Source organism: Methylocystis sp. WRRC1 (genome assembly GCF_020733155.1).
Taxonomy (GTDB): domain Bacteria; phylum Pseudomonadota; class Alphaproteobacteria; order Rhizobiales; family Beijerinckiaceae; genus Methylocystis.
Map to the genome: position 1 here is coordinate 890,047 of NZ_JAJFZJ010000001.1, position 21,469 is coordinate 911,515.

Annotated in this window: 24 protein-coding genes; 10 read left to right on the plus strand and 14 right to left on the minus strand. The window is 63.4% G+C overall.

Translation table 11 applies throughout. The features are described from left to right. Window positions 1–52: 52 nt before the first annotated feature. Window positions 53–637, plus strand: coding sequence for a transposase (locus tag LG047_RS04425; RefSeq protein ID WP_227965701.1), 585 nt, complete (start codon window positions 53–55; stop codon window positions 635–637). Window positions 638–641: 4 nt separating this feature from the next. Here the strand turns inward: LG047_RS04425 and LG047_RS04430 are convergent, their stop codons facing one another. The 3 genes from LG047_RS04430 to LG047_RS04440 form a co-directional block, all read right to left on the minus strand. Next, on the minus strand, window positions 642–1,538 hold the full coding sequence (locus tag LG047_RS04430; protein ID WP_036282632.1) for a neutral zinc metallopeptidase: 897 nt from the start codon (window positions 1,536–1,538) through the stop codon (window positions 642–644). A 90-nt stretch (window positions 1,539–1,628) separates the two neighbouring features. Next, window positions 1,629–3,407, minus strand: a complete 1,779-nt coding sequence (aspS, locus tag LG047_RS04435; protein ID WP_036282634.1) for an aspartate--tRNA ligase — start codon at window positions 3,405–3,407, stop codon at window positions 1,629–1,631. Window positions 3,408–3,533: 126 nt separating this feature from the next. After that, complete coding sequence (locus tag LG047_RS04440; RefSeq protein WP_227965702.1) at window positions 3,534–3,722, minus strand: DUF1192 domain-containing protein; 189 nt, start codon at window positions 3,720–3,722, stop codon at window positions 3,534–3,536. A 140-nt stretch (window positions 3,723–3,862) separates the two neighbouring features. Here LG047_RS04440 and LG047_RS04445 point away from each other — a divergent pair, with 140 nt between their 5' ends. From LG047_RS04445 to ppdK, 3 genes are all read left to right on the plus strand, one after another. Continuing rightward, window positions 3,863–4,423: a hypothetical protein gene (locus LG047_RS04445; protein WP_227965703.1), complete on the plus strand. Its 561-nt coding sequence runs from the start codon at window positions 3,863–3,865 to the stop codon at window positions 4,421–4,423. A 201-nt stretch (window positions 4,424–4,624) separates the two neighbouring features. Beyond that, complete coding sequence (locus LG047_RS04450) at window positions 4,625–5,191, plus strand: HdeD family acid-resistance protein (protein ID WP_227965704.1); 567 nt, start codon at window positions 4,625–4,627, stop codon at window positions 5,189–5,191. A gap of 67 nt (window positions 5,192–5,258) precedes the next feature. Further along, window positions 5,259–7,937, plus strand: a complete 2,679-nt coding sequence (gene ppdK, locus LG047_RS04455; protein ID WP_036282642.1) for a pyruvate, phosphate dikinase — start codon at window positions 5,259–5,261, stop codon at window positions 7,935–7,937. A gap of 89 nt (window positions 7,938–8,026) precedes the next feature. Here the strand turns inward: ppdK and LG047_RS04460 are convergent, their stop codons facing one another. Together LG047_RS04460 and LG047_RS04465 are read right to left on the minus strand one after the other, a co-directional pair. Continuing rightward, complete coding sequence (locus LG047_RS04460; protein WP_192815591.1) at window positions 8,027–8,194, minus strand: hypothetical protein; 168 nt, start codon at window positions 8,192–8,194, stop codon at window positions 8,027–8,029. 199 nt (window positions 8,195–8,393) lie between these two features. Continuing rightward, window positions 8,394–9,068 (minus strand): Crp/Fnr family transcriptional regulator, encoded by a 675-nt coding sequence (locus LG047_RS04465; RefSeq protein WP_227965705.1) that lies wholly within the window; start codon window positions 9,066–9,068, stop codon window positions 8,394–8,396. Window positions 9,069–9,173: 105 nt separating this feature from the next. On the opposite strand from LG047_RS04465, the gene LG047_RS04470 reads away from it, so the two are divergent. After that, window positions 9,174–9,590 (plus strand): secondary thiamine-phosphate synthase enzyme YjbQ, encoded by a 417-nt coding sequence (locus tag LG047_RS04470; RefSeq protein WP_036282643.1) that lies wholly within the window; start codon window positions 9,174–9,176, stop codon window positions 9,588–9,590. A 262-nt stretch (window positions 9,591–9,852) separates the two neighbouring features. Next, on the plus strand, window positions 9,853–11,088 hold the full coding sequence (locus LG047_RS04475; RefSeq protein ID WP_370634989.1) for a cell wall hydrolase: 1,236 nt from the start codon (window positions 9,853–9,855) through the stop codon (window positions 11,086–11,088). Here LG047_RS04475 and LG047_RS04480 read toward each other — a convergent pair. The 3 genes from LG047_RS04480 to LG047_RS04490 form a co-directional block, all read right to left on the minus strand. Next, window positions 11,069–11,224: a hypothetical protein gene (locus LG047_RS04480; protein WP_227965706.1), complete on the minus strand. Its 156-nt coding sequence runs from the start codon at window positions 11,222–11,224 to the stop codon at window positions 11,069–11,071. The genes LG047_RS04475 and LG047_RS04480 overlap by 20 nt on opposite strands. A gap of 172 nt (window positions 11,225–11,396) precedes the next feature. Next, window positions 11,397–12,059 carry an aminotransferase class IV family protein gene (locus LG047_RS04485; RefSeq protein ID WP_227965707.1) on the minus strand — a complete coding sequence of 221 codons (663 nt, stop codon included), beginning with the start codon at window positions 12,057–12,059 and terminating at the stop codon, window positions 11,397–11,399. Then, window positions 12,008–13,192 carry an aminodeoxychorismate synthase component I gene (locus LG047_RS04490; protein WP_036282649.1) on the minus strand — a complete coding sequence of 395 codons (1,185 nt, stop codon included), beginning with the start codon at window positions 13,190–13,192 and terminating at the stop codon, window positions 12,008–12,010. Before LG047_RS04490 ends, LG047_RS04485 begins: the two co-directional genes overlap by 52 nt. Before the next feature lie 171 nt (window positions 13,193–13,363). Between LG047_RS04490 and LG047_RS04495 the strand changes: the two genes are divergently transcribed. Continuing rightward, entirely contained in the window at window positions 13,364–14,188 is an 825-nt protein-coding gene (locus LG047_RS04495; RefSeq protein ID WP_036287580.1) for a TIGR00282 family metallophosphoesterase, read from the plus strand. Between the two features lie 19 nt (window positions 14,189–14,207). On the opposite strand, the gene LG047_RS04500 is transcribed toward LG047_RS04495, so the two are convergent. The 6 genes from LG047_RS04500 to LG047_RS04525 form a co-directional block, all read right to left on the minus strand. Further along, window positions 14,208–14,693: a hypothetical protein gene (locus tag LG047_RS04500; protein ID WP_227965708.1), complete on the minus strand. Its 486-nt coding sequence runs from the start codon at window positions 14,691–14,693 to the stop codon at window positions 14,208–14,210. Between the two features lie 100 nt (window positions 14,694–14,793). After that, on the minus strand, window positions 14,794–15,339 hold the full coding sequence (locus tag LG047_RS04505) for a peroxiredoxin (protein ID WP_227965709.1): 546 nt from the start codon (window positions 15,337–15,339) through the stop codon (window positions 14,794–14,796). A 59-nt stretch (window positions 15,340–15,398) separates the two neighbouring features. Next, window positions 15,399–16,838, minus strand: coding sequence for a dihydrolipoyl dehydrogenase (gene lpdA / locus LG047_RS04510; RefSeq protein WP_227965710.1), 1,440 nt, complete (start codon window positions 16,836–16,838; stop codon window positions 15,399–15,401). A 507-nt stretch (window positions 16,839–17,345) separates the two neighbouring features. Beyond that, on the minus strand, window positions 17,346–17,711 hold the full coding sequence (rplT, locus tag LG047_RS04515) for a 50S ribosomal protein L20 (RefSeq protein WP_036282652.1): 366 nt from the start codon (window positions 17,709–17,711) through the stop codon (window positions 17,346–17,348). A 42-nt stretch (window positions 17,712–17,753) separates the two neighbouring features. Further along, window positions 17,754–17,954, minus strand: coding sequence for a 50S ribosomal protein L35 (rpmI, locus tag LG047_RS04520; protein ID WP_036287582.1), 201 nt, complete (start codon window positions 17,952–17,954; stop codon window positions 17,754–17,756). Between the two features lie 343 nt (window positions 17,955–18,297). Then, window positions 18,298–19,182 (minus strand): helix-turn-helix domain-containing protein, encoded by an 885-nt coding sequence (locus LG047_RS04525; protein ID WP_227965711.1) that lies wholly within the window; start codon window positions 19,180–19,182, stop codon window positions 18,298–18,300. Window positions 19,183–19,291: 109 nt separating this feature from the next. Between LG047_RS04525 and LG047_RS04530 the strand changes: the two genes are divergently transcribed. Genes LG047_RS04530 through LG047_RS04540 form a run of 3 tightly spaced genes read left to right on the plus strand, consistent with a single transcriptional unit; the run spans window position 19,292 to window position 21,257 of the window. Further along, window positions 19,292–19,588 carry a type II toxin-antitoxin system RelE/ParE family toxin gene (locus LG047_RS04530; RefSeq protein WP_227965712.1) on the plus strand — a complete coding sequence of 99 codons (297 nt, stop codon included), beginning with the start codon at window positions 19,292–19,294 and terminating at the stop codon, window positions 19,586–19,588. Beyond that, a complete protein-coding gene (locus tag LG047_RS04535; protein WP_227965713.1) occupies window positions 19,588–20,733 on the plus strand; it encodes a HigA family addiction module antitoxin in 1,146 nt (381 codons plus the stop codon). The genes LG047_RS04530 and LG047_RS04535 overlap by 1 nt, the downstream gene beginning before the upstream one ends. Before the next feature lie 8 nt (window positions 20,734–20,741). Further along, on the plus strand, window positions 20,742–21,257 hold the full coding sequence (locus tag LG047_RS04540) for a hypothetical protein (RefSeq protein WP_227965714.1): 516 nt from the start codon (window positions 20,742–20,744) through the stop codon (window positions 21,255–21,257). Window positions 21,258–21,469: the final 212 nt, after the last annotated feature.

Below are 21,469 nucleotides of genomic sequence, written 5' to 3' on the forward strand. Positions count from 1 at the left end.
AGCCGGATGGTGACCGAAGGCGACGCCCGGCGCAATGGGCGGCGCCGCGAGAATGACGGAAACGCCTCAATATTTGGCGCCGCATTCCGTCGCGCCAAGCTTTACGCTATGTGTGCGGCTCATGCTGACGGCTATCCTTCTCGCCTATGACCCGCCTGCGCAGCCGCTGCGCGGCGACTCCGTGGCCCGCAGTCTCGGGTCGCTTGTCGAAGCCTGCGTTCAGGGGCTTGTCGCCGACGCCGTTCTCGTCGGGGCGCCGGAGCGCGGATTTGGCCGGATCGCCGATGACGCGGGCTGCGCGCTCGTCGAGACGTCGCGCCCGGACGAGGGGCTGGCGCAAGCGCTCACGCTCGCGCGACATGACGATGTCCTGCTGATGCTCGCGGGTTATGCTGTCGAACGCGGCTTCATCGATGAAGTGCAGGACAATTTCGCCTATGGCGATCACAAGCGCCCGCTCGTCCTTCGCGCGGCGCCGAATTCGTTGCTCACACGAGTTGCGCCGCAGCTCGCGGCGCCTGTCGGAATCATCGCCCGCAGAAGCGACCTTCGCGGCGCCGCCTCGTCCGATCTTGCGCGGCTGACAAAAAAAATGGCGGGCGTGGATCTGACGACCCGCGCCCGCCGCATTTTCTAGAGCCTCAACGCGCGAAAGTGTTGCAGGCGTCGATGCTGCCGGTCTGAAGGCCCTTCAGCAGATATTGCGTGCGTTGCGCCGATGAGCCGTGCGTGAAGCTGTCGGGCACGACATAGCCGCGCTGGGCTTTCTGCAGACGATCGTCGCCGATCGCCTGAGCGGCGGCGACCGCCTTTTCGATGTCGCCTTCCTCGAGGAACTGCCGGCGCGCATTGCCGTTATTGGCCCAGACGCCCGCGAGGCAGTCCGCCATCAGCTCCACGCGCACGGAGAGGTTGTTGGCCTCCGCGCGACTTGAGGCGCGAGCCTGGGCGCGCTGCACCTTGGGCAGGATGCCGAGCAGGTTCTCGATGTGATGCCCCATCTCATGCGAGATGACGTAAGCGTAAGCAAAATCGCCGCCGCCGCCGAAGCGCTGTTTCATGTCCCGAAAGAAGGAGGTGTCGAGATAGATGCGCTGGTCGATCGGGCAATAGAAAGGACCCATCGCCGACTGCGCCATGCCGCAACGCGAGCTGGTGACGCCGTCGAAGAGGACGAGACGCGGCGGCTGGAACTGGATGCCCTTCTGCCGAGGCAGCACCTCCGACCAGACTTCCTCGTTGGAGCCCAGCACCTTGGAGACGAAGAGGCCCAGCTGATCCGTTGGCGCGCCCTGCTCCCCGCGCGGCGCCTCCTGACGCGTGACCTGGCTGGGCCCGCGCATCTTGTTCAGCATCTCGGCGCCGCCGATGAGAATGGCGGGATTGACGCCCAGCGCCCAGCCGATGATGCCCAGTATGACCATTGTGCCGAGGCCGATGCCGCCCGCGCCCATGCCGGGTCCTCCGGCGACCATCGGTCCTTCCTGGCCGCGGCGGTCCTCAATGTTCTCGGATGTCTGTAAATCTTCCCATTTCATATTCGCTGGCTCCGCCGGGGCCGAACTCAGGGCCGCCCGAAAACCTATTTAATGGACGCGGGCGGGCCTGTGTAGGGGAATAGCGACGGCTCAGGCCTTCTCGGGCAGGTTGAGCCGGATGTGCAGCTCGCGCAGCTGCTTCATGGTGGCGTCCGAAGGGGCGCCCATCAGCAGGTCTTCCGCGCGCTGGTTCATCGGGAACAGCGTCACCTCGCGCAGATTCTCCTCCTCCGCGAGCAGCATGACGATGCGATCCACGCCGGGCGCGATGCCGCCGTGAGGCGGCGCGCCATACTGGAAGGCGCGATACATGCCGCCGAACTTCTCGATCAGCACGTCCTCGCCATAGCCCGCGATCTCGAACGCCTTCTTCATGATCTCGGGGCGGTGGTTTCGGATCGCGCCTGAGGACAGCTCCACGCCGTTGCAGACGATGTCGTATTGATAGGCGAGGATGTCGAGCGGATCCTTTTCTTCCAGCGCCTCCATGCCGCCTTGCGGCATCGAGAAGGGGTTGTGCGAGAAGTCGATCTTCTTGTCGTCCTCGTTCCACTCGTACATCGGGAAGTCGACGATCCAGCAGAATTCGAAGACGTCCTTCTTCGAGAGGCCGAGTTCATTGCCGATGCGGATGCGCGCCATGCCGGCGAGCTTGGCCGCCGCCGTCTCCTCGCCCGCCGAGAAGAACACGGCGTCGCCCGCCTTCACGCCCGCTTTGGCGGCGATCGCCGCCTGCGCGTCGGCCGGAATGAACTTGGCGATCGGCCCCTTGCCGACGAGCGCGCCGCCTTCGTCCTCGAAGATGATGTAGCCGAGGCCCGGCGCGCCTTCAGACCGCGCCCAGTCGTTGAGCTTGTCGAAGAAGCTGCGCGGCTGGCTCGCTGCGCCCGGCGCGGGGATGCCGCGCACGGTCTTGCCGCGGAAGGCCTTGAAGGTGACGCCCTCCCCCTCGAACTCGGCGCTGAGATCGACGATGATCAGCGGATTGCGCAGATCGGGCTTGTCGGAGCCATATTTCAGCATCGCCTCGCGGAACGGAATGCGCGGGAATTTCTGCGTCACGGCCTTGCCGTTCGCGAACTCCTCGAAGACGCCGCGCAGCACCGGCTCCATCGAGTCGAACACGTCCTCCTGCGTGACGAAGCTCATCTCGACGTCGAGCTGATAGAATTCGCCCGGCGAGCGGTCGGCGCGGGCGTCCTCGTCGCGGAAGCAGGGCGCGATCTGGAAATAGCGATCGAAGCCCGCAACCATCAAAAGTTGCTTGAATTGTTGCGGAGCCTGCGGGAGCGCGTAGAACTTGCCGGGATGGAGGCGCGACGGCACGAGGAAGTCGCGCGCGCCCTCGGGGCTGGAGGCGGTGAGGATCGGCGTCTGAAACTCGAAGAAGCCGCCCTGCTTCATGCGTGTGCGGATCGAGTCGATGATACGGCCGCGCAGCATGATATTGTTGTGGAGCTTCTCGCGGCGCAGGTCGAGGAAGCGATATTTCAGACGGGTGTCCTCGGGATACTGCTGGTCGCCGAAGACCGGCATTGGCAGTTCGCCGGCGGGGCCGAGGACCTCGATCTCCGCGACATAGATTTCGACGTGACCCGTCGGCATGTCGGGATTCTCGGTGCCGGCCGGGCGCTTGCGCACCTCGCCGTCGAGGCGCACGACCCATTCAGAGCGCAGCTTCTCGGCCTGCGCGAAGGCGGGCGAATCGGGATCGACCACGCATTGCGTGAGGCCGTAATGGTCGCGAAGGTCGATGAACAGCACGCCGCCGTGATCGCGGATGCGGTGGCACCAGCCCGAAAGGCGAATCTTTTGGCCGGCGAGCGCCTCGGTCGGCTCTCCACAATTATGCGAACGGTAGCGATGCATGGGCCGCTTTCGGTTGGGAATCTCGGGAAACGCCGGAGGAGGCCCGGCGACGCGCGCGAGAAGAAGCGCAATGCGGTCGTCCCTGTCAAGCCAAGAGGCCCCCCGCCGCAAGTCCCACCCGGCGGCCTATTTCCTGAAAAACGCCTCCGCCGTCGCGCTCGCCGCAACCTTGGCGGCGCGGCCATTCTCCAGCCGCGCGATCTCGTCCTTCAGCGCGGCGATACGCGCGTCGATTTCCGCGACAGACAGGAGGTCGAGCGGCTGGCCGATTTCGAACGACGGGCGGCGCGGCGGGTCTTCGTCTTCACTTTTCATATGTATACAACCCTCAGTTGTAATTTGACGTTAACTGTCGCGCTCTAGCCTGCTCCCCGCAAGCGCCCTTTCGGGCGTCAGCATGATTAATCGTCGAGGTCGTTCGCAAGAACGCGACTTCCATGCAGAGGCGCTGTCGGATGGGCTATATTCTGTCGATCCTGCTCTCGATCTTCCCGCTTCTTGCGTGGAACAAGATCCGCGAACTGCTGACTCCGACCGGCTTCGAGACTGCGATGCGCGAAGGGGGAACGGGCCTTCGTGGCGACATGATGCGCTTTCTGGCGCTTCGTCTGGACGCGATGCAGATCACCGAAACGCAGTTCGTGGTCACGTCGCTGGTTATGGGACTGCTGCTGATTTTCATCGGCTTCCTGTGCGACGTCCTCCTCCACGACCGAGGATTCGGGCCGAAAGGGAACAGCGGCGTGCTGCTGTTCGGCGCCGCCATTTTCTCGACGGCCTGGGTGGCGCTGGCTCCGAAGGAATATATCACGATCTTCTCGGGCACGGTTCTGATCTCGGCGGTCGGCGGAGCCGTGACGCTGGTGGCGGCGGCCCTGTTGAAGCGCGCCCTCGCCGCGGCCTTCGACGGTTTCTCGAGCAAGGGGCCGTCACGGCCCGAGGGCGTCTCCATGCGTCATGCGCGCGGCAATCCAATGACCGTTCTGAGACGTCGAGTGGGTTCCAGCGGACACTGAAAAACGCCGAGAAAGTTACAGGCCGACCGGACGAAAGGCGTCCAGGCAAGCGCGACGGACGCCGCCCGCGACGATAGGTAACAGTGGAAAATCGGCGACGGCGCTTGTCGCGGCCGAGGTTTGCGCCACACTTGAAGGACGAGGCTCCGTTCGTCGGCGGCGGACCGCCGAAAGCGCGGCGCGGAGCCCGCGGAGACAGAAATGTCCTTCTCTCCCTTCAGGCGCCCGACTGACATCGAGGCGGCGATTGCTCGTTTGCGCAGTCGCTGGGCATGGTTCGTCGCCTTCGGCGCCTTCGCCGTCGCGCTGGGGCTGGCGACTCTCGCGCTCGCCAATGTGGCGACGATCTTCTCGGTCTATCTCATCGCCCTTTTCGTCATCATGGTCGGAGGGTCGGAAATCGTTCTGGGCGTCAACGCCCACATTTGGAGCCATCGGCTGCCGCTCATTCTGGTCGGCCTCCTTTATGTTGTCGCCGGCTCCTTCATGCTCGCCAATCCCCTCACCGGCGCGGCGGCCTTCACCCTCCTGCTCGGCGCCGCCCTGCTCGCGACCGGCGTCGCGCGGGCGGTCTTCGGCGCAAGCCTGCCGGAAGGGCCAAGCGTCTTCATCGTCCTTGCGGGGGCGCTGACCAGCGTGCTCGGCATGATCATTCTCTTCGACTGGCCCGATAATTCGAGCTACGTGCTTGGACTGTTCCTCGGCGTCGATCTGCTATTCTACGGCGCGAGCTGGATCGGATTTGGCCTATTGGTCCGGGAGCGCTAAAGCTGAGAGAAGGCGCGCTCCGCCCATTATTCCAACCCGTAACCAAAGACGCGGGAAGAAGAAACAGATGACGAAATGGGTCTATAGCTTCGGCGCGGGTCGATCCGAGGGCTCGGAGTCCATGAAAGACCTCCTGGGCGGCAAGGGCGCCAATCTCGCCGAGATGGCCTCCCTTGGGCTGCCGGTCCCGCCGGGCTTCACGATCACGACCGAGGTCTGCGCCTGGTTCTACGCCCACGGCCACACCTTCCCGGCGGACCTCGAGGCGCAGGTGGACGCGGCCCTCGCCGAAGTTGGCCGGGTCGCCGGGCACGCCTTCAACGACACGGAATGGCCGCTGCTCGTCTCCGTGCGCTCGGGCGCGCGCGCCTCCATGCCCGGCATGATGGACACGGTGCTCAATCTCGGGCTCAACGACGAGACCGTCGAGCGGCTCGCCCGTTTCTCGGGCGATGACCGCTTCGCCTGGGACTGCTACCGCCGCTTCATCGAAATGTATTCCTCGGTCGTGCTCGGCGTGGAGCATCACATCTTCGAGGAGCGGCTCGAGGAGATGAAGGAAGAGAAGGGCCAGACGCTTGACACGCAGCTCTCCGCCAACGACTGGCGCGCGGTCGTCGCGGCCTTCAAGGCGATCGTGGAGGCGAATGCGGGCTGTGGCTTTCCGCAGGAGCCGCGCGAGCAGTTATGGGGCGCGATCAAGGCGGTATTCTCCTCCTGGATGAACCATCGCGCCATTGTCTATCGCCATCTGCACAACATCCCGGAGAGCTGGGGCACCGCCGTGAACGTGCAGGCCATGGTCTTCGGCAACATGGACGCCAATTCCGCGACCGGCGTCGCCTTCACGCGAAATCCGTCGACCGGCGTGCGCGAGCTCTACGGCGAATATCTGATGAACGCGCAGGGCGAGGACGTCGTGGCGGGGCTGCGCACGCCACAGCCTCTGACGGAAGTCGCAAGCCGCGCGTCGCCGGGCGAGAAGATTTCGCTCGAGGCGGCGATGCCAGCCGTCTTCGCGGAATTCAAGGAATATGCGGACCATCTCGAACGCCATTACCGCGACATGCAGGACATGGAGTTCACGGTCGAGCGCGGCAAATTATGGATGCTGCAGACGCGCAACGGCAAGCGCACGGCGCGCGCGGCCCTGAAGCTCGCAGTCGACATGGCCAATGAAGGGCTCATCACGAGGGCTGAGGCGCTGACCCGCGTCGAGCCGACTTCGCTCGAACAATTGCTGCATCCCACCATCGACCCGGCGGCCAAACGAGACATCCTCGTCACCGGCCTGCCCGCCTCGCCGGGCGCGGCCTTCGGCGAAATCGTCTTCAATCCGGAAGAGGCCGAGACGCTCGCGACCTCCGGCCGCAAGGTCATCCTTGTGCGCACCGAGACGAGCCCCGAGGACATCGGCGGCATGCACGCGGCCGAGGGCATCCTCACCGCGCGCGGCGGCATGACCTCTCACGCCGCGGTCGTCGCGCGCGGCATGGGCAAGCCCTGCGTGACCGGCGCGGGCGCATTGCGCATCGATTATGAGGACCAGAGCTTCACGGTCGCGGGCAAACGTTTCGTCAAAGGCGACCGCATCACCATCGACGGTTCGGCCGGCCATGTGATCGCCGGCGAAGTGAAAATGCAGCGCCCTGAACTCACCGGCGAATTCGCCGTGCTGATGGACTGGGCGGACGAAACGCGCCGGATGAAAGTGCGCGCAAATGCGGAAACGCCGTCGGACGCGAGAGCCGCCCGCCGCTTCGGCGCCGAGGGCATCGGCCTTGCGCGCACGGAACACATGTTTTTCGAGGGAGAGCGCATTGTCGCCGTGCGCGAGATGATTCTCGCCGACGACGCCGCCGGCCGCCGCGCCGCGCTGGAAAAGCTTCTGCCGATGCAGCGCGAGGACTTCAAGCAGCTCTTCGAGATCATGTCGGGCCTTCCCGTAACCATCCGCCTGCTCGATCCGCCGCTGCACGAATTCCTGCCGCACTCCGATTCCGAGATCGCGACGGTGGCCAAGGCCATGGGCGCGGACCCCATCAAGCTGCGACGCCGCGCCATGCAGCTCTCGGAATTCAACCCGATGCTGGGATTTCGCGGCGTCCGCCTCGCGGTCGTGTTTCCCGAAATCGTGGACATGCAGGCGCGCGCGATCTTCGAGGCGGCTATCGAAGCGAGCATGATCACAGGCGCGCCGGCGCAGATCGAGATCATGGCGCCGCTCGTCTTCGCCCGCGCCGAGCTCGATCTCGTCAAGGCGCGCGTCGCGGAGATGGCGAAACTCGTCGAGGACGAGACCGGCATCCGCCCGCGTTATCACGTCGGCACAATGATCGAACTGCCGCGCGCGGCGCTGCGCGCCGATGAAATCGCGCCCTCGGCGGATTTCTTCTCCTTCGGCACCAACGACCTCACACAGACCACGCTCGGCATTTCGCGCGACGACTCCGGCTCCTTTCTCGGCGTCTATGTCGAGAAAGGGATGCTGCCGCGCGACCCCTTCGTGTCGATCGACCAGGAGGGCGTCGGCGAACTCGTCGCCATCGGCTGCAAGCGCGCCCGCGCCGCAAACCCGAAGGTCACGCTCGGCGTCTGCGGCGAGCATGGCGGCGACCCGGCGTCGGTGGCCTTCTTCGAGCGGGTGGGGCTCGACTACATCTCCTGCTCGCCCTTCCGCGTGCCGATCGCGCGCCTGGCCGCCGCGCAGGCGGCGCTTGGGAAGAAGGCGGTGAGCACCGCGTAAGAGTCCGTCCGCGCCGCCGCTATTTACTGACGCAAAAACCCTCGGCCGCGGAGTTCGCGCAAGGGGCGACAAGCTCGCCTTTGGAGCCGTTACTGGATCATCTTCACCGTGCGGCCGACCTCGGGGGCGCCGACGTCGCCCTGCGGAGCGATCCAGTCGGGAACCCATGTGAGCGCCACGACGACGAAGGCCGCAAAAGCGATAACCCACATCAGAATCTTGCCCATTTCGGCATTGCTGTGCACTGCGAGCGCCATATCAGACCTCCACGATATGATGCGCCTCGACGCAACTGGCGTCTTCTGCGCCGTCGACTGTTGCGACGGGACGTATTGGGAGACGTGGGACCATTCCACCCGAAGGCAAGCAGTCCAGTGAGAAAAAATATAATTAAACCATTAGCTTGGCTGCGTGTCAGGCGGGGCGTTCTTCAGCCGCCCCATTCGGAAGCCGCGGTCAAGAACTCTCGAGCTCCGCGTCCCGGTGGTTCATCTCGAACCGCCGCACGATGAGACGGACGAGATAGAGGCCGAATTCGGGGTTCTGGAAATAAAGCTGCTCGAACTGCTCATAGGTGATGACGAGGAGGCGCACGTCGCTCGCGCAGCGCGCTGTGGCGGTGCGCGTTCCATGCGCGGTGAAGAGCGCCATCTCGCCGAAAATATCTCCCGGCGCCAGGACAGCGCCGCACTCCACGATCTCGATGCTCCCCTCGACGACGACGAAGGCCTCGGTCGCCGGATCTCCCTTTTCAAAGACGAGATCCGTCGCCCGCAGGCTGCGTGGATGCATGAAGGGCTTCAGCCACTCGATATTGAGATCGCTCTCATTGGCCTGGCGCACGCTGGCGATGAGGCGGCGCATCTCGCGCATGCGCGTGGCGTTCAACGGAAAGTTGATGGCGTGCTTGACGATCGTCGGCAGGCTTCCCGTCCCGAGACCGACGATCACGCCGAGCACATTGCCGGACATCGCCATCATGCGCAGCGGGATCATGCGCTTGGCGTAGGCGGCGCCCACCACGGTCGCCGCCTCCGCCCAGGCGAGCGCCGCCAGCGCATATCCCCCCATGTCCCGGGCCGTCTCGGACGAGGCCAGAGTCGCGGCGGCGTCGATCACGCTCTCGAACATATTCGTCCCTCATGGTTTTCGACGCGCTTATCGCGTGGGGCGAAAAATGCCAAGCTCCGTCGGACCCAAACTGGACTTTCTCACGCCCATGCTCAAATTGGGGACATGCGACAGGCGACACGAATTCTCCGCATCGACACGACCGGCCGCGGCTTTTTCGAAATCACCGTAAATATCTGCGATTTCGTGCGCAGCGCGCGCATGAGCGAAGGGCTGCTCACGGTTTTCTGCCGGCACACCTCGGCGTCGCTGCTCATTCAGGAGAACGCGGACCCGACCGTGCTGCGCGATCTCGAAACCGTCTTCGCGCGGCTCGCTCCAGAGGGCGCGAACTACATCCACGACACGGAAGGCCCCGACGACATGCCCGCCCATATCCGCGCGGCGCTGACGCAGACGCAGCTCTCCATTCCGCTCATCGGCGGCGCGCTGACGCTCGGAACCTGGCAGGGCGTATTCCTCTGCGAGCACCGCCGCCGTCCGCACCGCCGCGAGATCGCGCTTCATCTGATCGGCGAATAAATCAGCGTCACGGAAATCGAGGCGTCGTTCCTTGCAAGCTTGCCGCAGCCTTGCGCCATTCTGGCACGCTCGCGCTCCCGCCGCAGAAACGGTTCCGCAAGCCTAATAGTCGATAAGATTTTACGTAAATTCGCATCCGGGCGAGCGGCGGCTTGATCGCGATCGCTTGCGATTGCCGCCGTCGGACGTGGATAGGCTTATGCGTCGTCAGTCTAAAGCGCGTTGGGTGAATAGCGTCATGGGGCCCTGGGCGTTCAGCGTCATGGCCCCCTGGGCTCTGGGCGTTGGCGTGCTGGTGTCTTTCACGGCCGACGCCGGCCAGGACTCCGCCGGCGACTGGAACGTCGCCCCCCTCACCGCCCGCGCCCGCGCGACGAACGCCCCCGCCCCTTTCCGGCTGGCTTCTTTCGGCGACGCCGCGACCGGCGATTTCGGCATATCCGGCCAGAGCCGCGCTTTGGTGCAAAGCGCGCGGCTGATGGTCGGCGCGCCGGAGGACATCCGCTCCATCCCCGACGAGAGCGAGCCGCATGTCGATCTCAAGCCGGAAGTAAAGAATTTCCCGGAGGTCGACCGCACGCACAAGGGCGATCCCGTCGTCGCCATGCGCCCGACCTTCGACACGCATTTGATCACGCCGGAAAAACTCGGCATCCTGGAGCCCGCGCATCTGACCTTCCGGATCGAGGGAAAGAGCGCGGCGCGGACGGCGATCAAGCTTGCGCCGCGCGGCGTCATGCCGGGCGATGACGCAATCTACGAGGCTGAAGCCGCCAAGGCCGACGCGCTTTCGACCACTCAGACCCAGAAATCGACAGCCGCCGCGTCGCCGACGCAAACGGCCTCCACCGCGACGCCGCCGGTCAGCGAGCCTGCGCCCGCGACCGTGAACCCGGCGCTGGCCGAGCGCGCCCTGCACGGCGCCACGCCGCAGGTCTCGCGCGCAATGGCGCTCAGCTCGTCGACGCCCGCGCAGCCCGACGCCATCCCGATCGAGGTCTCGTCCTTCCCACGCGCGATGCTCGCTCTGGGACGGACCGAAACCGGCGCCGCGCGTCCGGATTACGCCGCGCTGATCGATCACGACAAGCTTGATCGCGAGAAGCGTTGTCTTGCGGAAGCGGTCTATTTCGAGTCGCGCAGCGAACCGGAGGCAGGACAGGCGGCGGTCGCGCAAGTGGTGCTCAACCGCGTGCAGAGCGGGCTCTATCCCGCGAGCATCTGCGGCGTCGTCTACCAGAACCGGCATCACTACAAGGCCTGCCAGTTCTCCTTCGCCTGCGAGGGAAAATCGCTTCGCATCACCGAACGCGAGTCATGGGAGCGCGCCGTGCGCATCGCCAATGAGGTGATGGACGGGCGCACCTACATCACCGATGTCGGCCGCTCGACGCATTATCACGCGACATATGTGAAGCCGCGCTGGGCTCGCGCGCTGACGAAGATGGACGCAATCGGTCGTCACATCTTCTACCGGCTCAAGCCGGGGCAGACGTAGCCGGCGGACGCCGGACCTGACTCGCCGGCTCCCTGCTCCGCGTGGACGAATAGATCACGATCCACGCGATGAACGTCAGCGCAAGCCAGATCGACGCGAAGGGATGCTCGATCATCATGTAGCTTATTGCGTTCATTTTCCCCTCACAACGTGCGCAAGCGAAACGCCGAAAAAGCGAACCAGGCGCTTATGCTCAACTTGCAGGCGATGGCGCGGCTGCGCGGCGGAAACTAGGCGCGGCGCGTTAAAAACGGCGAAAGAGCCTGCGTAAACGCACCGTCAATTGCGGCGGTGGTTAACGCCGCTCGCTATTGCATCAAGGTCGCGCGCACGAGACCGCGCACGGAATTGCCGAGATAGAATTCTGCCGGTAGGTCCGCGAGCCGCAAGAAAGCTTCCCGCGCTCGCCCGTCGGCGAGAAGGCGCGCGCGCAGCGTTCCCGGCAGGAGGCCGCATGACAGCGGCGGCGTCAGCAGAATATCGCCCTGCGGCGCGAAGATATTGCAGCGCGCGCTTTCGCAAACTTCTTCGCGCTCGTTGAGAAAGAGAACTTCATCCACGCTGCAGCGCTTCACCGCTTCCGCAAGCTCGTCCTCATAAAGCGCGCGGCGCGTCGTCTTGTGGCGCAGGAGCGGATCAGCGGAAGAAAAGCGCCGCTGCGCAATTGCGACGCGCCAGACCGTTTCGGGCGGAACGGGATCGATCGGCGTGACGCTTGTTTCGATCCCGCCGTCGGCCGACAATACGAGCCTCACCCGCAGACGCCGATCCACGGCGCCGCCGACGGCTGCTTTCAAGGCGGACCGCGCGCGCGCCTCATCGTAAGCAAATCCGAGCGCCGCGCTCGACGAAGCAAGGCGCGCGAGGTGCTCGGGCAGGAGATCGAACCCGCCGTCGCGCGTCCATAGCAGCGTTTCGATCAGCCCGAAGTCGTCGGCGCGCCGGTCAGGAATCGGGCCTTGATCAGACATTCCTCATACTCTTCGCGCGCGCGGCTGTCGGCGACGATTGCCGAGCCGACATTGCAGACGAGTTCATTATCGGGAAAGAGCGTCAGCGTGCGGATCGCGACATTGAAACGGATGTCGCCGTCCGGCGCGATCAATCCCAGCGACCCGCAGTAAACGCCGCGCGCGGCGCATTCGAGATCGCGGATGATCTCCATGGCGCGAATCTTCGGCGCGCCAGTCACGGAGCCGCAAGGGAAAAGCCCCGTGAAGAGATCCGCGAGCGTGACGTCGTCGCGAAGGCGCGCCTCGATCCCCGAGGTCATCTGATGCAGCGTCGGATAGGTCTCGATGGTGAAGAGGTCCGTGACCTTCACCGAGCCGACTTCCGCGAGCCGCGACAGGTCGTTGCGCAGCAGATCGACGATCATCAGATTTTCGGCGCGCGACTTCTCGTCCTCGACGAGATATTGCGCGCGGGCCATGTCTTCCGTCGGCATGAAACCGCGCTGCGCCGTGCCTTTCATCGGCCGGGCGCGAATGTGCCGGCCCTGCGCCTCGAAGAAAACCTCCGGCGACAGCGAAACGACCGTCTCCTCGCCGAGCGCGACCACCCCGCCATAGGCGACGGGCTGGCGCTTGCGCAGGCCGCGATAGAGCGTGAGCGGATCACCCTCGTATCGGCCGTAGAGCGGGAACGTCAGATTGATCTGATAGACGTCGCCCGCGTAAATGTAATCTCGGCACTGCTGGAAGCGCCCGGCGTATTCGGCTTCCGTCCAGGCGGGCGTGAGCGGAATGCGCGGCGCGGCGCCTTCGGCCGGCGGCAGCGCCCATTGCTGCGGCGCGCGAAAAGCCCCAAAGAGCAGGAGCGGCGTGCGCGAGCGCGGCGTGACCTGCGTCGCGAATTTCGGCTCCAGCGCATAGCCCAGCTCATAGCTGGCGTAGCCCGCGAGATAGAGCCCGCGCTTCGTCGCCGCCTCCATGCGGACGAAGGCCTCCTTCACCTCGGCTGGCTCGCGCGCGGTGATGATCTCCTCGGGCTGGTCGAACAGCAGCGCCCGGCCGGCGTCGCGCCCGTCCTCGAAGACGACGTAAGGCCGCGCCGGCGCGTCGGTTCGCGTCAGGGCGGCGGGGCGTTCGGCGGCGTCGTGCATCTCTTGCGGGGCTCGGTCTAGCGGGGCGATGTTACAACAGACGCCTTCACGTATGAAAGCTGGCGGATTTCCGCAACACGTCAAATTGGCGGCGCTGACAAAGGATTTTGCTCTCGCTCCCGCCACGGGCTATGGAAGGGGATGTCCACCGCGCCGCAATCCACGCAAAATCTGCGCCTTCTCTTCGTTGGCGACGTTCTCGGCCGCTCCGGCAGGGCCGCCATCACCCGCTTCGTTCCGCGGCTGCGCGACAAATGGGCGCTGGATTTCGTTGTCGTTAATGGCGAGAACGCGGCCGCCGGCTTCGGAATCACGGAATCGATCTGCGAGGAGATGCTCGCCGCCGGCGTCGATTGCGTCACGCTCGGAAATCACGCCTTCGACCAGCGCGAAGCCCTCGTGTTCATCGAGCGTCAGCCCCGCCTGCTGCGCCCGGTGAATTACCCGGCCGGAACGCCTGGGCGCGGAGCCAATCTCTTCTCGGCGGCGCGCGGCCAGCAGGTGCTGGTCGTCAATCCGATGGGCCGCGTCTTCATGGACGCCATGGACGATCCCTTTGCGGCGATGGAGCGGGAAGTCGGCGCCTGCCCGCTGGGCGTCGGCTGCGACGCCATCATCGTCGACATGCACGCCGAGACCTCGAGCGAGAAAATGGCCATGGGCCATTTCCTCGACGGCCGCGCCTCGCTGGTTGTCGGCACCCACACCCATGTGCCGACCGCCGATACACAGATCCTGCCCGGCGGCACCGGCTACCAGACCGACGCCGGCATGACCGGAGATTATGATTCGGTCATCGGCATGGACAAGGAGGAGCCGCTTCGCCGCTTTCTGCGCAAGACGCCCGGCTCGCGCTATGAGCCCGCCCATGGCGAGGCCACGCTCTGCGGCGTCGCCGCCGAGATCGGCGCGGACGGCCTCGCGACAATGATCGCGCCGGTGCGGCTCGGCGGGCGTCTGCGGCAGGAATGGCCGCAGGACTGGGGCGCGCCGTAGAAGACGCGCCCGCGAGAGATCAACGCAGAAGCACGTAGCCGCGGCGCTGCAGGCAGCGATCCACCACCAGCCGGTAGTCGCTCGCCGCCATGTCGGCGCCAGCCGCCGCCTGGGCGCTTGCGGCGGCGCCCTGCGAACCGATCGCCGCGCCCGCAGCTTCCGCGGCGCCGCCGCCGGCCCAAAGGCCATTTGCCGCGCCGAGTCCGGGAACCGGCACGTAACGCGCGATGTTTCCAGCCGTCGCCAGCGCCGCGCCAGCCGTCGCCTGCTGCGCCCCGGCGGCCGCTTCCGCCGCGCCAGCCCGCGCGGCGTTCTCCTGCGGCGCCGCGCGATTGCGGCAGAAGGTCAGATCCTTCTCGTATTTCTTTTCCTTGAAGCCCCTCGCGTCGCGATCGACGAGCGGCTCATAGATCGCGGCTTCGCCCTGCTGCGCCGCAACCGGAGCGGCGGCGGCGAATGTCAACAGGCAGGCGAAACTGGTAAGCACGAACTTGCTTGAACGCATTTTTGTCAGCCCCCCACAGACCTCCTTCAGAGGTCCGAAACGCGGGAACCATAATTGCTTGGCTCAAGCATGTGAAGGCGGCGCCCCCGGGATGGCCCGCTCAGGGCCTCCCGCCACCTCGCCACTCCTTCACGACGGAAAGCGCATTCTGAATGTGCTTCGTCGAGCCGCTGTCCTCGACCGCCGAAAGAATTTTGCCCTCGGGCGAGATGACGTAGGAGATGCGATTGGCGAACACTGGCCCGGCGACCGGGACGCTGAAGGCCGCGTCATAGGCCTTGATGACCTTGAACTCCGGATCGGCGCCGACAGGGAACCTGTCTCGACATTCCGTTTTCGAGAACTCGCGCTGCGTCTCGATCTTGTCGCCGGAAACGCCGATCACGCTCGCGCCCATCGCCTCGAATTGCTCCATCGCCTCGGCGAATTCATGCGCCTCCACCGTGCAGACGCTCGTGAAGGACTTGGGATAGAAATACAGAACCACCGGCCCTTTCTTCAGCGCCTCGGCGAGAGAGAAGGTGAAATCCTTTCCGCCAAGGGCCGCCTTCACGGTGAAATCGGGCGCTGGCGCTCCCGGTTTCAGCGCCGCGAGGGCCGCGGTGGCGAAAAGCGCGAAGGCGAGTGACAAGGTCGTTGTTTTCATCGGGGGCTCCATGAGACACCGCGAAAACTAGGCCTTTGCCCGAGACCTTCAAGCGCGCGTCAGATATGGATCGCCCGACCGAAGGCGTCCAACACGCTTTCATGCATGGTTTCCGAAAGCGTCGGATGCGGGAAGACCGTGCGCATCAGCTCCTCCTCCGTCGTCTCCAGGTTCATGGCGATCACAAACCCCTGAATCAGCTCCGTCGCCTCGGCGCCGATGATATGCGCGCCGAGCAGCCGACCGGTCCGGGCGTCGAAGATCGTCTTCACCAGCCCCTCCGGTTCGCCGAGAGCGATGGCCTTGCCGTTGGCGAGATAGGGGAAGCGGCCGATTTTCAGCTCCAGCCCCTGCGCCTTCGCCTTCTCTTCCGTCAGGCCCACCGATGCGATCTGCGGATGGCAATAGGTGCAGCCCGGCACGAGCGATTTGTCGAGCGGATGCGCGTCCTTGCCCGCAATCGCCTCGACGCAGGAGACGCCCTCATGCTCGGCCTTGTGGGCGAGCATCGGCCCGCCCGCGACGTCTCCGATAGCGTATATCCCGGCGACATTGGTGCGGCCGAGCCCGTCGGTCTTGATGACCCCGCGCTCCAGCTCGACGCCGAGCGCCTCCAGCCCGAGATTTTCGACATTGGCGACGACGCCCGCGGCTGAGAGGACCCGATCGAACGCAATCGACCTTGTCGCGCCATCAGCGCCCCTGAGCGTCGCAACGACGCTGTCCGCCTGCTTTTCGAGCCGCGCGACGGTTGTTGCGCTGTGGATGGCGACGCCCTGCCTCTCGAAACTCTTGCGCGCGAGGGCGGCGATCTCGGCGTCCTCGGCCGGCAGGATTTGCGGCAGCGCCTCGACCAGCGTCACCTCGACGCCGAAGGTGCGGTAGAAGGAGGCGAATTCGACGCCGATGGCGCCGCCGCCGACAACGAGCAGCGAGGTCGGGAAGCGCTCGGGCTTCAACGCCTCGAAATATGTCCAGACGAGCCGTCCGTCGGGCTCGAGGCCAGGCAGCGCGCGCGGGCGCGCGCCAGTGGCGATGACGATATGCTTGGCCCGATAGGCGCCCTCCCCCAGCGTGTTCTTCGGCGCCGGCAGTTGCGGCGTCACCGGAGCCTTTTTCGGCGCGGCGACGCGCACCTCGCCCTTCCCGGTAAGCGTCGCTTCGCCCCAAATGACGTCGATCTTGTTCTTCTTCAGCAGGAAACCCACGCCGGCGTTGAGTCGCCCTGCCGCCTCGCGGGAGCGCGCCACGATCCGCGCGGCGTCGAAGCCGGGGGCGGCGCCCGTGACGCCAAAGCGCTCGCCCTCTTTAGCGAGGCGATAGACTTCGGCCGAGCGCAGAAGCGCCTTGGTCGGGATACAGCCCCAATTGAGACAGATGCCGCCGAGATGTTCGCGCTCGACGACCGCGGTTTTCAGGCCGAGCTGCGCGGCTCGAATCGCGGCCACATAGCCCCCCGGCCCGCCGCCGATGACAATGAGATCGTATGCCTCGCTCATGAGCCGCCCCCGCCGCGGCGCGATGCGCGCCACTCGCCCCTGTTATCCGTCCGCGCCGCTGACGTCGAGGCGCGGGATCATACACGGGGATTTGGAGCTGCGTCGCCAGACTGGCGAGATGAGGGTCGGGAGAAAAAAAGCGCGTCGATAGCGAAGGGGAGGAGACCCTGGCGTCGACGCGCATGGCGAACGTAAGCATATCCCTGGTTTACCAGGACCGCCGGGTTTGGTTCGGGCGTTCGACACGCACTGGAATGGGCCTCAAAACGGGCGCCGCTGTCGTTCCGCGCTCCAGAGCCTCGATCAGCGCGCGCCACAGAATGCCCAGTGAAAATGTGTGCTTCCTAATCCTTTTCATGGTCGCTACTCCTGTAAGGACTACCTCAAGAGCAACCGCCGAAAAGCGTCGTTTGATCCATCATTTGTCAAAAATATTTTAGAACTGATCTAAAAAAGCCCCCGCCGGCGGACCGGCGAGGGCTGCTTAAATTCAGTATTTACAGCAGCTTACGCAGCGGCCGGCAGAGCGCTCTTGGCCTGGGCGACGATCGCGGCGAAAGCCTCCGGCTTTTCGATCGCGAGCTGCGACAGCACCTTGCGGTCCACCGCGACGCCAGCCTTGGCGAGACCGTCGATGAAGCGCGAATAGGTCAGGCCATGCTCGCGGACGGCGGCGTTGAGGCGCTGGATCCACAGAGCGCGGAACACGCGCTTCTTCGCCTTGCGGTCGCGCGTCGCATACTGCATCGAGCGGTCGACCGCGGCCTTGGCGGTGCGAATGGTGTTCTTGCGGCGGCCGTAAAAACCCTTGGCGGCCTTGAGCGTCTTCTTGTGCTTGGCGTGGGACGTGACGCCCCGTTTTACGCGAGCCATGACGAAACTCCTCGATAGAATTCTGCGGTTGGGTTGGGACGGTTAGCCGTTCGGCAGGAAGTATTTCTTGATATTGTCGCCGTCGGTCTTGAACAGAACATTCGTCCCGCGCAGATTTCTGATCTGCTTGTTCGTGCGCTTGATCATGCCATGGCGCTTGCCCTGCTGGGCGTACACCACTTTTCCAGTGCCGGTGATCTTGAAGCGCTTCTTGGCGCCGGATTTCGTCTTCAGCTTGGGCATTTTGCTCTCCTGGGCCTTGGCCCTGTTTTTCTTGGCGCGTCCGACTGGGTCTGGACCTTGAGGACGCAATTCGCGCGAGCGAAAAAGAACCGCCACGGCAGCCCATCACTGGCCGGGCGGTTCTGAAGGAGGGCTTATAGGCGCAAGTCGTCCACAAAAGCAAGTGGCGCGCCGGTAGGGTAGTGGGTCAGTTTGAAATTAACTTGAGCGAAAGAGATTTGTCGCTAATTATTCGTCGCCCGGAGAACCGGGTAACCCGCAAGGGTTATACAGTAGTAGCTCAGCTGGATAGAGCGCTTGCCTGCTAAGCGAGAGGTCGCGGGTTCGAGTCCCGCCTACTCGCTCAGGTAGCCTGTTTTTTATAGGGGCCACGCTTGGCGGGAGTGGCCTTCGCTTCCTCTGCCTCAACAAGCGCGACGATATCAGCGACCTCCCAAAGCCGATCGGAAACGCCAGCGGCCATTGCCGGCGGCATGCGCAGCTTCGAATGAACGCGGACGAAGTTGTAATACATCACGTGAAGAGCGACCGCGTATGCGTGGTTTTCAACCTTCTTTGAAAATCCGTTGGTCAGGCGCGTGAAGCGGCGCATGTGCATCCGCATCGTGAGGTTCTGGCGCTCGACATACGAGGTCGAAACGTGCGCCGGATCGGGTTTGCCTTCAATGCGCTCTTTCTTCGCGCCAAGGCACACGGCGGGGCTGTAGCGACCCTTAGCGGCATCAGGGACGGTCCCATAAATTTTGTTCAGGATCGCGTAGTCGATATCGCATCCGAATGCGCCTTCAACGGCCTCCAGATAAGCCTTGTGGCCGTCGCTGGTCAGTTGAACACGGTTGGCGAGGCGAGAGGCCAGATCGTCCATGAACACCTTCGCGCATTCGCCGTCGCGACCGCCGACGAAATAGGAGACGATGAGCTTGGAGTCTGCGTCGATCGCGGTCCAAGTCCACGTATCGCCAGCCCATTCCGGCGCCGCTTTGGCCGCCGCCACATTCTTCTGCTTGGCGTAGGTAAAGCTCCAAATCTCATCCACTTGAATGCGCTTGGCCTCGACGTTCCGCACATTGGCATCGTGATAGGCCAAGCACGCCTTACCAGCATCCGCCAAGAGCTTCGCGACCGTGTTCTTTGAAGCGCCAGTAAGACGTGTAATCGCGCGGATCGACTGGCCTTCGCAGAGAAGATGGAGGATTTTGGCGCGGTCTTCGGTCGAGAGCTTGTTCATGACAGGAAATGTAAGCTGGCCGCCCGCTTAAGTCAAGCATAAAGGTCAGTTTGACTGCTCTAGTCAATTTGATATTGCTTTTTGGCCTCATGAGTGATACGAGGGATCAATGAGAGTCGTGTTTGCCGACGAAAAGCTTTCTTTGATTGAAACAGACGAGGCCGGCGAAACCAGGCTTCCGATCGGTGTCATCAAGTCAGCCAGACGGAAGCTCACGGTTCTTCGAGCGGCGATCGATGATCGCTCTCTTCGGAATTGGAAGAGCCTGCACTACGAAAAACTGAAAGGGGATCGAGAAGGTCAGCGGTCCATTCGGGTAAACGACCAGTATCGAATGGTGTTCGAGTTGGACGAGGAAACCGAACCGCAAACAGTGACGATCTTATCGATCGAGGACTATCATTAATGTCAAAGTCTGCGCCATTCCCGGTGGATCACCCCGGCACATTTATCGCTGAGGAGCTTGACGCTCGTGGCTGGGCGCAGGCGGACCTTGCCTATATCCTTGGGGTCGATGTTAGCCAGCTCAATCGACTGATAAAGGGCTCTACAGACGTTACTCCTGACTCCGCGGTAGCGCTTGGCGACGCGTTCGACATGCCCGCTGAGTTTTTTCTGAACTTGCAGAAGATGTATGATCTGCATCGCGCGAAAAAATCTGACCCCGGTGTTCGGACACGCGCATCTTGGCTTTCGGTCTTCCCTGTCCGAGAGATGATTAAGCGCGGTTGGATTGAGGATGCTGAGCCTGCCCTTCTCCATCTTCAGATGCTGCGTTTCTTTGGGAAGAATCGAGTCGAAGATATCCCGTTTGTCAGCGACGCTGAGATAATCGCGCACGCGCCGAAGAAGACTGGATATGAAGAAACGACACCAATCCAATATGTGTGGCTGCATAGAGTCCGGAAAATAGCTGAAGGTGTTACGGATTGCCCAGCTTATTCGGCTGATGGGCTGCGCAAGGCGCTCCCGTCGATAAGAGCGCATATGCTTGACAAAGACGACCTTATAAAAATTCCAAGCATCTTGTGGGCTTGCGGTGTGAGGTTGGTCTTCGTCGAGGCGCTGCCGGGGTCGAAAATCGACGGTGTGTGTGTGTGGCTTGGCGACCAGCCTGTTATTGGCATGACGCTTCGTCTCGACCGCCTTGATAACTTCTGTTTCGTGCTTCGGCATGAAATTGAGCACATCTTGCGCGGAGATGGCCACGCCGAATCTTTCACGCCGGTCGATGAAATAGGTGCAGACGCAGATTCTAATTCGAGCCTTCCTGCTTGCGAGATAATAGCAAATCGGGAGGCGGGAGAATTTTGTGTGCCCCGAGACTTACTGAATTCTTTCATTGAAAGGAAAAGCCCGTTTATTTCTGAAAGGGATATGCTGGCTTTTGCCGCGAGAGTTAAGATAAACCCCTGCGTAGTCGTCGGCCAGATACAGAAGAAGACGAAGAACTATGCTTGGCTGAGAAAGTATCAGACTAGCATAAGGGAGCACATCCTCGATTGGCGTCTGAAAGACGGATGGGGATACCCTGCACCAACCGGTCTATAGAGGGTACTATGGCGGACTATCACGAACAGGTTCTGCGCCTTTGGGATGAATGGGTTGCAGAAACCGGCCAGCCTTCCGGCGCCGGCAACCCTGCCGACTTCATTGACTGGGCGGTGGCGGCGAAAAAGCTTGCCCCGCGCCCGCAGGACATCAAACGTATCCTGCGAGAGCAAGTGACACGTGAACTTAGGAAAGCGCGTCGATTTGATATCGAAGGTGGCTTTACCTATCGAGCGAAGCAATGCGTCACCCTGTTCGACGGCGGGGTGGCAACAAAGCACTACTTCGACACAGATACGGGAGGAACGCCCACGCTGAGGCAAAAGGCAACGAAGCAACGGCGAGATGCGATTGCTCACTCAGTTTATCGGGGGGCTTGCGACGTTGAGAGGATGAACAAAGTCTTCCCTGACGACCCGCAACTGAATTTCTTTACAGATTTCACTGATGACGTTGCGGAATTGCGAGCGGCAGAAATGCGCTCAGACGACGAAGAAGATGATGATGACGATTGCGTCGCCTAACTCTTTTTCCACCTAGCGGCAGCAGCTAAGCTCGCGATTTCTGATCGCTGCGCGGGCGTAAGAGCCTTGGCTCGCGCCGGACCACCTTTAGTCCCGCCCTTCCTTGCCCGCGCCTCTTTTGGCGTCTCTGGTAGCGTCTCCGTTTCTCCGGTCGCCATGTCCACGATGAACTTGGCGAGCTGGTTGGGGTCGCGGGGGCGTTTCGGCTGTTT

Excerpts from the sequence above, each read along its gene's own strand:
- LG047_RS04425 (WP_227965701.1), top strand. The coding sequence starts at position 53 with ATGACGGAAACGCCTCAATATTTGGCGCCGCATTCCGTCGCGCCAAGC.
- LG047_RS04430 (WP_036282632.1), bottom strand. The coding sequence starts at position 1,538 with ATGAAATGGGAAGATTTACAGACATCCGAGAACATTGAGGACCGCCGC.
- aspS (WP_036282634.1), bottom strand. The coding sequence starts at position 3,407 with ATGCATCGCTACCGTTCGCATAATTGTGGAGAGCCGACCGAGGCGCTC.
- LG047_RS04440 (WP_227965702.1), bottom strand. The coding sequence starts at position 3,722 with ATGAAAAGTGAAGACGAAGACCCGCCGCGCCGCCCGTCGTTCGAAATC.
- LG047_RS04445 (WP_227965703.1), top strand. The coding sequence starts at position 3,863 with ATGGGCTATATTCTGTCGATCCTGCTCTCGATCTTCCCGCTTCTTGCG.
- LG047_RS04450 (WP_227965704.1), top strand. The coding sequence starts at position 4,625 with ATGTCCTTCTCTCCCTTCAGGCGCCCGACTGACATCGAGGCGGCGATT.
- ppdK (WP_036282642.1), top strand. The coding sequence starts at position 5,259 with ATGACGAAATGGGTCTATAGCTTCGGCGCGGGTCGATCCGAGGGCTCG.
- LG047_RS04460 (WP_192815591.1), bottom strand. The coding sequence starts at position 8,194 with ATGGCGCTCGCAGTGCACAGCAATGCCGAAATGGGCAAGATTCTGATG.
- LG047_RS04465 (WP_227965705.1), bottom strand. The coding sequence starts at position 9,068 with ATGTTCGAGAGCGTGATCGACGCCGCCGCGACTCTGGCCTCGTCCGAG.
- LG047_RS04470 (WP_036282643.1), top strand. The coding sequence starts at position 9,174 with ATGCGACAGGCGACACGAATTCTCCGCATCGACACGACCGGCCGCGGC.
- LG047_RS04475 (WP_370634989.1), top strand. The coding sequence starts at position 9,853 with ATGGCCCCCTGGGCTCTGGGCGTTGGCGTGCTGGTGTCTTTCACGGCC.
- LG047_RS04480 (WP_227965706.1), bottom strand. The coding sequence starts at position 11,224 with ATGAACGCAATAAGCTACATGATGATCGAGCATCCCTTCGCGTCGATC.
- LG047_RS04485 (WP_227965707.1), bottom strand. The coding sequence starts at position 12,059 with ATGTCTGATCAAGGCCCGATTCCTGACCGGCGCGCCGACGACTTCGGG.
- LG047_RS04490 (WP_036282649.1), bottom strand. The coding sequence starts at position 13,192 with ATGCACGACGCCGCCGAACGCCCCGCCGCCCTGACGCGAACCGACGCG.
- LG047_RS04500 (WP_227965708.1), bottom strand. The coding sequence starts at position 14,693 with ATGCGTTCAAGCAAGTTCGTGCTTACCAGTTTCGCCTGCCTGTTGACA.
- LG047_RS04505 (WP_227965709.1), bottom strand. The coding sequence starts at position 15,339 with ATGAAAACAACGACCTTGTCACTCGCCTTCGCGCTTTTCGCCACCGCG.
- lpdA (WP_227965710.1), bottom strand. The coding sequence starts at position 16,838 with ATGAGCGAGGCATACGATCTCATTGTCATCGGCGGCGGGCCGGGGGGC.
- rplT (WP_036282652.1), bottom strand. The coding sequence starts at position 17,711 with ATGGCTCGCGTAAAACGGGGCGTCACGTCCCACGCCAAGCACAAGAAG.
- rpmI (WP_036287582.1), bottom strand. The coding sequence starts at position 17,954 with ATGCCCAAGCTGAAGACGAAATCCGGCGCCAAGAAGCGCTTCAAGATC.
- LG047_RS04525 (WP_227965711.1), bottom strand. The coding sequence starts at position 19,182 with ATGAACAAGCTCTCGACCGAAGACCGCGCCAAAATCCTCCATCTTCTC.
- LG047_RS04530 (WP_227965712.1), top strand. The coding sequence starts at position 19,292 with ATGAGAGTCGTGTTTGCCGACGAAAAGCTTTCTTTGATTGAAACAGAC.
- LG047_RS04535 (WP_227965713.1), top strand. The coding sequence starts at position 19,588 with ATGTCAAAGTCTGCGCCATTCCCGGTGGATCACCCCGGCACATTTATC.
- LG047_RS04540 (WP_227965714.1), top strand. The coding sequence starts at position 20,742 with ATGGCGGACTATCACGAACAGGTTCTGCGCCTTTGGGATGAATGGGTT.